Genomic DNA, 10,458 nt, shown 5'->3' with positions numbered 1-10,458 from the left:
CCGCTTGGCCACGGGCGCGCTCAGCGGCCTGCGCCGGGATCTCTTCCACGACGCCTTCGCCTACCGCCCGCTCCCGCCCATGCGTACGGACGGTCGCGTCAGCCGCCAGTTGCCCCGGCAGATACGCCAGTTCGTGCGCTGGGCGCCGCACGCCCTGATCCTGGGCCCGGCGCTGATCATGTTCACCGTCGGCCTCAGCAACCGCGATCTGCGCGAGCTGCTGCCGGTCGCCCCGCTGCTGCTGACGCTGGTCAGGCCCGTCGGCGCAGTCCCCGGCCCGGCTCACCGCCCCCGCCGCGTCACCACGCCAGCTGGGCGATCTCCTCCGCCACCACCGCGCACGCGTCCGCCGCCGGGTCGATCAGCGGGAAGTGGCCGACCTCCTCCAGGAGCGTCAGGCCCACCATCTCGCCGGCCAGCGCCGCCGCGTCCACGAACGCCTCCGCGACCTCCTGCGGCACGGTGAGGTCCGTACGGCCCTGGACCACGGCCGTCGCGATGCCCGTCGGCAGCAGCGCGGCCGGGTCCGCGCTCTCCCTGCGCTGCTTGAACTCCGCCTGGCCGCCCAGCAGCTCCAGGACGGCCCCGCCGCACACCCCCAGCTCGGCGGCGCGCGCCAGATCCGCGATCGGCGCGAGCGCCACGACCCCGCGCAGCTCCGGTGGCCGGTCCAGCCGCCAGGGCGAGCCCAGCGGCAGCACATGGCGGGCCGCCGCCCAGAGCGCGAGATGGCCGCCTGCGGAGTGGCCGGTCACCACGGTCCGCCGGGCGTCGGCCTGCGGCAGCGCGTCGGCCACCAGCCCGGGGAGCGCGTCGAGCGCCGTCGCGACGTCGTCGAACGTGTCGGGCCACCGCCCCGCCACCGGGACCGGGGCCGGAGCCCCTTCACCGCCGCCCTGCTGCGGGATCGCCGGGCCGCGCCGGTACTCGACGTTGGCGACGGCGAAACCGCGCCGCGCCAGGAAATCCGCGAACGGCGTGATGTGCGCGCGGTCGTACGGGGCGCGCCAGGCGCCGCCGTGCAGGACGACCACGAGCGGTACGCGCTCCTGGTTGCCCCGGGGGGCGTAGAAGTCGATCACCTGATCAGGGTGTTCACCGTAGGCGGCGGTCGCGTCGGGCCGGACGGCCGGATGGGCGAAGACCGATTCGGTCTCTGCGGCGTCACGAGCAACGGCATCGTGCGCGGCGGGGTCCGGCATCTTGCTCCAACCTTTCGGTGCGGGGGCCCAATTGACCTGATCAGCGGGACGCTATCAGCCCTGACGGGGGTCGATCACCCGTCGGCGGCCGGGCAGGTGCCCCGGCCACCGCCCCGGAGCCCCGGCCGTCCGTCCGCCGCACCTCGCACCACCCAGGTCACACCCGTCACACGGGCCCCGGCGGCACCTCTCGCAGCACCGCGCCGAGCACCCACGCCGCGCGTTCCGCGTCGGCGAACCCGGTGTACAGAGGGGTGAAGCCGAAGCGCAGCACATCCGGCCTGCGCAGGTCCCCGACGATTCCGCGCGCGATGAGCGCCTCCATCACGGCCGGTGCCCGCGCGCACCGCAGCGCGACCTGGCTGCCGCGCTCGGCGTGCGCGGCGGGCGTCAGCGAGTCGACGCGCCCCTTCGGCGCGTACGCCTCCACGCACTCCAGGAAGAAGTCGGTGAGGGCGAGGCTCTTCTCCCGTACCGCGTCGAGCCGTACGCCGTCCCAGACGTCGAGGGCCGCCTCCAGCGCGAGCATGGAGAGGATGTCGGGGGTGCCGACCCGGCCGCGTACCGCGCCGTCCGCCGGTGCGTACTCCCCGTCCATCGCGAACGGGTCGGCGTGCGAGTTCCAGCCCGGCAGCGGGGAGTCGAAGCGCGGCTGGTGGCGCTCGGCGACGTAGAGGAAGGCGGGCGCACCGGGCCCGCCGTTCAGGTACTTGTACGTGCACCCCACCGCGAGGTCCACGCCGTGCGCGTCCAGCCCCACCGGCAGGGCGCCCGCGCTGTGGCACAGATCCCAGACGACGAGCGCGCCGGCCTCGTGGGCGGCGGCGGTGATCGCGGGCAGGTCGTGGAGGCGTCCCGTACGGAAGTCGACGTGGTTGAGGAGCACCACGGCGGTACGCGGCCCGAGCGACCCGAGCAGCAGGTCCGGGTCCACGGGGACGACCGGCAGCCCGGTCATCCTGGCCGCCGACGCGGCGATGTACCCGTCCGTGGGAAAGGTCGTGGCGTCCACCAGGATCTCGTCGCGCGCCGGATCAGCGGGATCGAGCAGCCGCACGGCGCCCACCAGCGCCTTGAAGATGTTGACGCTGGTGGAGTCGCCCACCACGATCCGGCCGGGACCGGCGCCGACGAGCGGCGCGATCCGGTCGCCGATCCGCTCGGGCGCGGTCCACCAGCCGCCCTCGGTCCAGGAGCGGATCCGGAGTCGGCCCCACTGCCGGGTGATCACATCCCGCACCCGGTCGGGAACATGGCGGGGCAGCGCGCCCAGCGAGTTTCCATCCAGATAGGTGGTTTCCTCGTCGAGTACGAACAGGTCGCGCAGCGCGGCCAGTTCGTCGGCGGCGTCGAGAGCGGCGGCGCGCCCGGCCATCGCACGGTCCACGGTCCCAGCCTCCACGTTCCCGTTCTCCTCCTGCCGCGCGGGCGCCTCCTGCCTCGCGGGCACCTCCTGCCGCTCGGGCGCCCCCTGCCGCTCGGGCACCTCGTGCCGCTCAGGCACCTCCAGCCGCGCGGGCTCGACCTGCCGCTCGGGCTCGACCTGCCGCTCAGACATTGCTGCGCGCCGTCCACAGCTCGGGGAACACGCTCTTCGTGGCGCGCTTCTCCAGCCACGCGACTCCGGCGGAGCCGCCCGTACCGGTCTTGGAGCCCATCGCGCGCCTGGTCGCCACCAGATGGTCGTTGCGCCAGCGCCACATCAGCTCGCCCACGTCCGTCAACGCCTCGCCCAGCCGCACGAGTTCGGCGTACCGGTCGGGATCGGCGTAGATCGCGGCCCAGACCTCCTCGACCTCGGGCGACGGCTCGTGGCGCCGGGCCGGGTCGCGGTCGAGGACCGACCGCGGCACCGGCAGTCCGCGCCGGGCGAGCAGCCGCAGCACCTCGTCGTACAGGCTCGGCTCCTGGAGCGCCTTCTCCAGCTCGGCGTGGACGCGCGGCGCGCCCCGGTGCGGTACGAGCATCGACGCGGACTTGTCGCCGAGCAGGAACTCCATCCGCCGGTACATCGCCGACTGGAAGCCGGAGCCCTCGCCGAGGGCGCCGCGGTACGCGTTGAACTGCCCAGGGGTCAGCCGGCCCAGCGGGCGCCAGGAGGCGTTGAGCGCCACCAGCTCGTCCGCGGAGCGCTTGAGGGCGTCCATGGCCAGGGGGATCCGGTCCTCGCGCAGCGCGCGCGACGCGGTCTCCCACTCGTGGACGATGACCGTGAACCACAGCTCCATGACCTGGGTGGTGACGAGGAAGACCATCTCGCCGGGGTCGTCGGAGCGCAGCTGCTGCAAATGGGTGAGGACGTCGGCCTGGACGTAGTCCTCGTACGGGGTGGTCCCGGCGAAGTCGAGGTTCGGGGCGTCCGAACCGGCTCCGGGAACATCGGGGGCGTGCGACATCTCTGTCTCCTCGATATTGCTGCCGGGTAGCGGTCCGCCCCTTTCCGTGTGGCTACGGAGCCCCGGTCCCCTCCTCGCATCATAGGACGACCGCAAGAAGAGGGTCAGGGGACGGGTGGGGACTCGGTCAGCTCACCGGACCCTCGATGAACGTGCCGTCCTCGTCGTACGGCCACGCGTTGGACCGGCAGCCGTCGAGCCCCTTGATCTGCTGCATCATCACCGGCGCGAGCTTGCCGCGGCCACCGCAGCCCATGTGCTGACGTATGCCTATCTCGTGCCCGACCTCGTGGTTGATGATCAGGTGCCGGTACTCGGAGGGCGGCCCCTCGAAGGTCGGCGACCCCTCCACCCAGCGGCGCAGATTGACCACGACGCCCTCCGACGTCTCACAGTTCAGCTCGCGGTGGGTGTCGAGTCCCTGGGCCAGACAGAGCTTGTCGGCGGTCGCGGGGGTGCCGATCCGGATGATGAAATCCGCGCCCTCGCTCTCCGAGACCAGCTGGAAAGAGCCCCTGCCGTGGGCGGCCCAGCCGCGCGGGTGGGCCAGGATCCGCTGGATCTCGGCGGCGGCGTCGGCGGCGGACACGTCGATGCCGTCCTCGACCTGCACGCTGTAGCGGCGCAGCGGTCCCGAGCCGGTCTTCTTGCCGTTGGCCCGTGCGGTGGTGAAGGTCCCGGGTCCCGTCTCCGGGACGCGGGGCGTGCCGGAGGGCGCGGGCTTCTCGGCATCCGCGTCCGCGTCCGCATCCTGGCCGTCGTCCGCGTCCGCGTTCTGGCCGTCGTCCGCGTCCGCGTCCGTGGAGGCGGACGGGGGCAGGGAGGTCTCCGGGGCGGCGGACGGTCCGGAGACGGCGCCCGCGCCGTCCCCGTCGCCGCGCCAGGAGGCTATGGCCGCTCCGCCGCCGACGACCACGACGGCCAGGACGAGCCCGGTGAGGGCCAGCGGCGCGAGCGAGCGGCCACGACGCGATCGGCGGACTCGGCGGACGAAGGCACGCTTGCCCACAGCGGAAATCTCCTTGCTCGAATAAGCGTGCGATCGAACAGACGAAGGCCCGCGCCCTGGACAGACGGGCGGGGCCTTCGAATGGTTCCGCGCGCGAGCCGGTGAACTCGCGAGATCACTCAGCCGAGGGTGTCGGCCGCCAGCGCCGAGGAGTCACGCAGGAACGTCGAGCAGCGCTCGTACTCCGCCTGCTCGCCGATCGACTGCGCGGCGCGGGCGAGGGCGTGCAGGGCGCGCAGGAAGCCGCGGTTCGGCTCGTGCTCCCACGGCACGGGACCGTGTCCCTTCCACCCGCTGCGGCGCAGCGAGTCGAGGCCGCGGTGGTAGCCGGTCCTGGCGTACGCGTACGACTCGACGACCTGGCCGTTCTCGAACGCGCCGTCGGCGAGCTGCGCCCAGGCGAGCGAGGAGGTCGGGTACTTCGCGGCGACTTCGGCGGGCGGCGTGCCGTTGGCGAGCAGCTCACGCGGCTCCGGGTCGTCGGGCAGGTGGGTGGGGGGCGGTCCCCCCAGGAGGTCTTCGTGGATGGCCATGGTGACAGTCTGCCTTGCCCGGCCCCCGGACCGGCACGCCGGACCGGCACGGCCGCCCATGCCTCGGCCAAGCGTCACCCGCGCCTCACCCATGCCTCACCCGCGCCTCGGCCGGGCCCGAGGCAGAGGGATGGCCGAGGGCGATCGCGCCGCCGTTCACGCCACGCCTCGGCCGCGCCGGAGGCAGAGCCTCAGCGCCCGGCGCCTCCGCCGGGTCCGGGTCCGGGGCCGGGGCCAGGGCCAGGGCCAGGGCCAGGGCCGGGATCCGTCCCCGTATCCGGCCCCGGTCCCCCGGCCGCTCCGAATCCCGTGCCTCCGACGGCTCGCGGCTCCAGCGGCGGCGCGGCCAGCCCGCAGTTGACCCGGCACTCGGGCCGTCGGCCCTCCGCCTCCGCCACCACCCCGGAACCGGAACCGGAACCGGCACCCGCACCCGCCTCCACGGCTCCCGCGCCCGCGCCCACGATCCGCTCCGCACCCGCACCCGCACCCGCCTCCACCGGCCCGGCCGCCGGACGCGGCGTACGCACCGTCGACCAGGCGATCAGCGCCCCCAGCACCAGCACCCCCGCGCACATCGGCATCGCACGCCGGAAGGTGTGCCCGAACTCGGTCGCCGAGCGGTACGCCTCCGGGCCCATGCCCGCCAGCAGCGGCAGCGCGGCCACCGCGAGCAGACCGGCCGCACGCGCGGCGGCGTTGTTGATGCCGCTGGCCAGTCCGGCGCGCGCGGTGTCCACGGAGCCCAGCACGGTCGCGGTCAGCGGGGCGACCAGGGAGACCATGCCCATCCCCATCACCACCAGCGCGGGGAGCACATCCGTCAGGTACGCCGCGTGCTCCCCCACCCGCAGCATCAGCAGCATGCCCGCCGCACACAGCAGCGGCCCCACGGTCAGCGGGATACGCGGCCCGATCCGCTCCGCCAGCGCGCCGGAGCGGGCGGAGAGCAGCAGCATCAGCACCGTGGTCGGCAGCAGTGCGGCGCCCGCGCGCAGCGCCGAATACCCGGCCACCACCTGGAGTTGCAGCGTGGTGAGGAAGAAGAAGCCGCCGAACGCCGCGTACACGCACAGCGTCACCGCGTTGACCGCCGTGAACAGCCGGGACCGGAAGATGGACAGCGGCAGCATCGGATCGGACCGCCGCCGCTCCACCCGTACGAACACCGCCGCGACCAGCACACCCGCCGGGCCCGCCCAGATCGCCCTGCCGATCAGCGCGTACGTGATCAGCGCCAGCGTCGCCGCGCCGAGCGCCGCCCCCAGCATGTCGAACCGGCCGTGCGCCGCCGGATCCCTGGTCTCCGGCACGTGCCGCAGCGCCACCGGCACGCAGACCGCCGCCAGCGGCACATTGATCAGGAACACCCAGCGCCAGCCGGGCCCGTCCACCAGCCAGCCGCCGAGGAACGGCCCGATCGCCGCCCCCACCCCGCCGAGCCCCGACCACAGTCCGACGGCCCGCGCCCGGTCCTCCGGGTGGAAGCTCGCCTGGATGATCGCGAGCGACCCGGGCACCAGCAGCGCCCCGCCCACACCCTGCAAGGCGCGGGCGATGATCAGCACCCCGGCGTTGGGCGCGATGCCGCACAGCAGCGACCCGAGCGCGAACCACACCACCCCGAGCACGAACACCCGGCGCCGCCCGTACCGGTCGCCGAGCGAGCCACCGAGCAGGATCAGCCCGGCGAGCGTGAGCATGTAGGCGTTGACGGTCCACTGGAGGACCGCCAGATCCGCGTTGAGCGACGCCCCGATGTGCGGCAGCGCGACATTGACGACGGTGGAGTCGAGCATCGCCATGCTCGACCCGAGGACCGTCGTCAGAATGACCCAGCGCCCCTTGGCCGAGGACAGCCTGATGTCCATACGGGGATCATCCCCGCCGGGCGCGCGGGCGGCGACCCCGCGAACCGGCCGGAAACGGCTCGGGCCCGGCGTCCGCGAGGGACGCCGGGCCCGGGAGACGGCCGGAAGCCGAACTACTTGATCTTCGTGCCGGTGGAGCGCAGCGCGGCGCACGCCTCGGTGACACGCTTGGCCATGCCCGCCTCGGCGAGCTTGCCCCAGGTGCGCGGGTCGTACGTCTTCTTCGAGCCGACCTCGCCGTCGACCTTCAGTACGCCGTCGTAGTTGCGGAACACGTGGTCCACGACGGGCCGGGTGAAGGCGTACTGGGTGTCGGTGTCGAGGTTCATCTTCACGACGCCGTTCTCCAGCGCCGTGGCGATCTCCTCGGCCGTGGAGCCGGAGCCGCCGTGGAAGACGAAGTCGAAGGGCTGGCTGCCTGCGGGCTTGCCGTACTTCGAGCCGACGCCCTCCTGGAGGTCCTTGAGCAGCTCGGGGCGGAGCACGACGTTGCCCGGCTTGTAGACGCCGTGCACGTTGCCGAAGGAGGCGGCCAGCAGGTAGCGGCCCTTCTCGCCCAGGCCGAGCGCCTCGGCGGTGCGCAGCGCGTCGTCGACGGTCGTGTACAGCTCGTCGTTGATCTCGTGCGTGACGCCGTCCTCCTCGCCACCGGTCGGAGTGATCTCGACCTCAAGGATGATCTTCGCGGCGGCGGCCTTGGCGAGCAGTTCCTCACCGATGGCAAGGTTGTCGGCCAGGGTCTCGGCGGAACCGTCCCACATGTGCGACTGGAAGAGCGGGTTACGGCCCGCCTGCACGCGCTCGGCGGAGATGTCGAGCAGCGGACGGACGTAGCCGTCGAGCTTGTCCTTGGGACAGTGGTCGGTGTGCAGCGCGACGGTGATGTCGTACTTGGCGGCGACGATGTGCGCGAACTCGGCCAGGGCGACCGCGCCGGTCACCATGTCCTTGCTGTACTGGCCACCCAGGAACTCCGCACCACCGGTGGACATCTGGATGATGCCGTCGCTCTCGGCCTCCGCGAAGCCGCGCAGCGCGGCGTGCAGGGTCTGGGACGAGGTGACATTGATGGCCGGGTAGGCGAACTTGCCCGCCTTGGCCCGGTCAAGCATCTCGTTGTAGACATCTGGGGTTGCGATGGGCATCGAGCCGCTCCTTGTGATGTGCGGGTGTGAGGTGCTTGTCCCTGACCTAGGGGCCATCCCCTGGGGGCGACGTCATCGTCTCCCCCATCTTTCCAGACTCCTCGACGGGCTCCGCGGTGGTCCCGGCCGTTTCACGTGAAACGGCCGACGGCACAGTGGAAGCCCCAGCTCAGAAGCTCAGAAGCGGCGCCGGAGCCGTCATTCGAGACCCAGCTCGTCGAGGGCGTAGACGTTCAGGTACGGCAGCCCCGCCTCGGCGACGGCCGGGGCGGCGCCCCGCTCGACGATCACCGCGACGGCGACGACCTCGCCGCCCGCCTCCCGTACCGCCTCGACGGCGGTCAGCGGCGAGCCGCCCGTGGTCGAGGTGTCCTCGACCACCAGGCAGCGGCGGCCCTTGACGTCCGTGCCCTCGATGCGGCGCTGCAGCCCGTGCGCCTTCTGCGCCTTGCGGACGACGAACGCGTCGAGCCGCTGCCCGCGCGCGGCGGAGGCGTGCAGCATCGACGTGGCGACCGGGTCGGCGCCGAGCGTGAGCCCGCCGACGCAGTCGAAGTCCAGATCGGCGGTGGCGTCGAGCATGACCTGACCGACCAGCGGTGCGGCGTGGCCGTCCAGGGTGATGCGGCGCAGGTCGATGTACCAGTCGGCCTCACGCCCCGAGGAGAGGGTCACCTTGCCGTGCACCACGGCCTTGTCCTTGATCAGCTGGAGCAGCTCAGCCCGTACGTCAGTCATGGCCATGAGCTTACGACCTGGTGCACGAGGGAGCCGCCGCTCTCAGCAGCCACTCAGAGCCGCCGCCAGCTCCAGGTCGTACCCATCTCCAGCGGCTCCAGCGGGGTGACCAGCCGGGGCGCGCTGTTGAGGCCGTTCGGTGGCCCCGACTGCGGTTCCACGCAGATCGCCTCGGCCTGCTCGTCGTAGACCACCACCCACTCGGCGCGGCTCGCGACCTTCAACTCCAGCTGCTCCGGCCAGGTGAGGGTCACATCCACCCCGTCGGGCATCCCGAAACAGTCGTCCCACGGTCCGGGGAGCGGCTCGATACGCCGGCCGGTCGGCAGATGGTCGCCGCCGCGCTCCTCCTGCCACGCGGGGGAGAAGCCGATCTCGGCGTCGCTGCCGCCGAGGTTGCGCAGGAACCACGGGTGCCAGCCCGCCTGCGCCGGGAACGACGTCTCGTGCGTCTCCACCCCCAGCCCGAGGGTCAGGGAGTCCGCGGTCAGCTCGAAGGTCTGGGTGACCAGACCGCTGTACGGCCAGGGTTCGGTCAGCTCGTACGAGAACGTCGCCGTGCTGTCGCCCGCGCTCACCGTGTGCCAGGCCGTGTCGCGGCCGGTGCCGTGGATGGCGTGCGGCGGGGAGTTGAGCGGCATCTGATGCGACACCGCGCCGTTGCGGAACTGCCCGTTCCCGGTCCGCCCGCACCACGGCACCATCGGGAAACAGCCGTACCGCTCGCCCTGGCGCAGCAGTTCGGTCCCGCCGACGCGCAGACCGGCGATCCGGCAGCCGTTGGCCGGGGTGATGGTCAACTCGGCGTCGCCCGCCGTCAGTCGGATGCCCGCTTCGCTGTTGCTCTCTTCGCTGTCACTCACACCCCGACACTACTTGCGCCGCCGCAGAACCCGGCCGACCACCACGGCGGAGGCGAGCGCGAGTGCGGCGGCGGGCGCGATCCAGCGCAGCGTGGCCCCGCCGCCGACGGTGTCGGGCGCGGGCACGGGCGCGTAGCGGCCACGCGGCGGCGCGTGGTCGACCTCCTCGGCGCTGCGCCCGATCATGGTGCGCCGTGCGTGAGCGGCCTCGGCGGGCGGTTCGTCGAGGGGGCCGCCGAGGAGGTGGAACTCCCCGGTGCTGTACACGGTCTCGCTCTCGGGGGCTTCGGGGATGTCCGGTACATCGGGGATGTCGGGGATCTCGATCTCCTCGATCGCCTCGATCGCCTCGAACTCTTCGAGACCGTCCGGGTCCGAGGGGCTCGTGGGAGTCGTGGGATTCGAGGGGGCCGCGGAGTCCGAAGGGGTCGCAGGGTTCGAAGGGGGCGAGGGGTTCGAGGAGAGCGCGTCGCCCTTCGGGGTGTCGTCGCCCTTCGGGGTGTCGGCGGGCTCGGGGCCGTCGGGCTCGGGCTGTTCTCCCGGTACGGATTCCTCGGCCAGCGCCGCGGCGAACCGGTCCAGCAGTCGGCGCGCGGCGGCCGTACGGGCCTCGGCGGGCAGCTCCGCCAGCCGCCCCTCGGCGCGCGTCCCGCCGCCCCCGGTGCGACGGTCGCCTTCAGCGGCGGGACGCGCGCCGGGGG

At 73.1% G+C, this 10,458-nt stretch carries 11 protein-coding genes; all 11 read right to left on the bottom strand.

All coding sequences use genetic code 11. The annotated features are described in order from the left end of the window. A partial coding sequence (locus DVH02_RS36240; protein WP_233518332.1) for a hypothetical protein occupies positions 1–286 on the bottom strand: 286 nt, incomplete at its 3' end. 13 nt (positions 287–299) lie between these two features. After that, the gene (locus tag DVH02_RS19645; RefSeq protein ID WP_114625135.1) at positions 300–1,202 is read right to left on the bottom strand and encodes an alpha/beta hydrolase family protein; all 903 of its coding nucleotides are present in this window, start codon (positions 1,200–1,202) and stop codon (positions 300–302) included. A gap of 166 nt (positions 1,203–1,368) precedes the next feature. Continuing rightward, positions 1,369–2,577 carry a kynureninase gene (gene kynU / locus DVH02_RS19640; protein ID WP_114625138.1) on the bottom strand — a complete coding sequence of 403 codons (1,209 nt, stop codon included), beginning with the start codon at positions 2,575–2,577 and terminating at the stop codon, positions 1,369–1,371. A gap of 175 nt (positions 2,578–2,752) precedes the next feature. Next, positions 2,753–3,598 (bottom strand): tryptophan 2,3-dioxygenase family protein, encoded by an 846-nt coding sequence (locus DVH02_RS19635; RefSeq protein WP_114625134.1) that lies wholly within the window; start codon positions 3,596–3,598, stop codon positions 2,753–2,755. 127 nt (positions 3,599–3,725) lie between these two features. After that, entirely contained in the window at positions 3,726–4,607 is an 882-nt protein-coding gene (locus DVH02_RS19630) for a DUF3152 domain-containing protein (RefSeq protein WP_199566345.1), read from the bottom strand. Between the two features lie 119 nt (positions 4,608–4,726). Next, complete coding sequence (locus DVH02_RS19625; protein WP_114625133.1) at positions 4,727–5,140, bottom strand: DUF3151 domain-containing protein; 414 nt, start codon at positions 5,138–5,140, stop codon at positions 4,727–4,729. A gap of 191 nt (positions 5,141–5,331) precedes the next feature. Continuing rightward, positions 5,332–7,011 (bottom strand): MFS transporter, encoded by a 1,680-nt coding sequence (locus DVH02_RS19620; protein WP_114625132.1) that lies wholly within the window; start codon positions 7,009–7,011, stop codon positions 5,332–5,334. A gap of 113 nt (positions 7,012–7,124) precedes the next feature. Further along, a complete protein-coding gene (fbaA, locus tag DVH02_RS19615; RefSeq protein ID WP_114625131.1) occupies positions 7,125–8,156 on the bottom strand; it encodes a class II fructose-bisphosphate aldolase in 1,032 nt (343 codons plus the stop codon). 198 nt (positions 8,157–8,354) lie between these two features. After that, positions 8,355–8,894 (bottom strand): orotate phosphoribosyltransferase, encoded by a 540-nt coding sequence (gene pyrE, locus DVH02_RS19610; protein WP_114625136.1) that lies wholly within the window; start codon positions 8,892–8,894, stop codon positions 8,355–8,357. A gap of 53 nt (positions 8,895–8,947) precedes the next feature. Beyond that, positions 8,948–9,757: an aldose epimerase family protein gene (locus tag DVH02_RS19605; protein ID WP_114625130.1), complete on the bottom strand. Its 810-nt coding sequence runs from the start codon at positions 9,755–9,757 to the stop codon at positions 8,948–8,950. A 9-nt stretch (positions 9,758–9,766) separates the two neighbouring features. Continuing rightward, positions 9,767–10,458 (bottom strand): carbon monoxide dehydrogenase (locus DVH02_RS36235; protein ID WP_233518331.1); only part of this gene is annotated, 692 nt, incomplete at its 5' end.

Source organism: Streptomyces corynorhini (assembly GCF_003346515.1).
Taxonomy (GTDB): Bacteria; Actinomycetota; Actinomycetes; order Streptomycetales; family Streptomycetaceae; genus Streptomyces; species Streptomyces corynorhini.
Note: the sequence above shows the minus strand (reverse complement) of the source record. Positions and strands in the feature narration are given on the sequence as shown.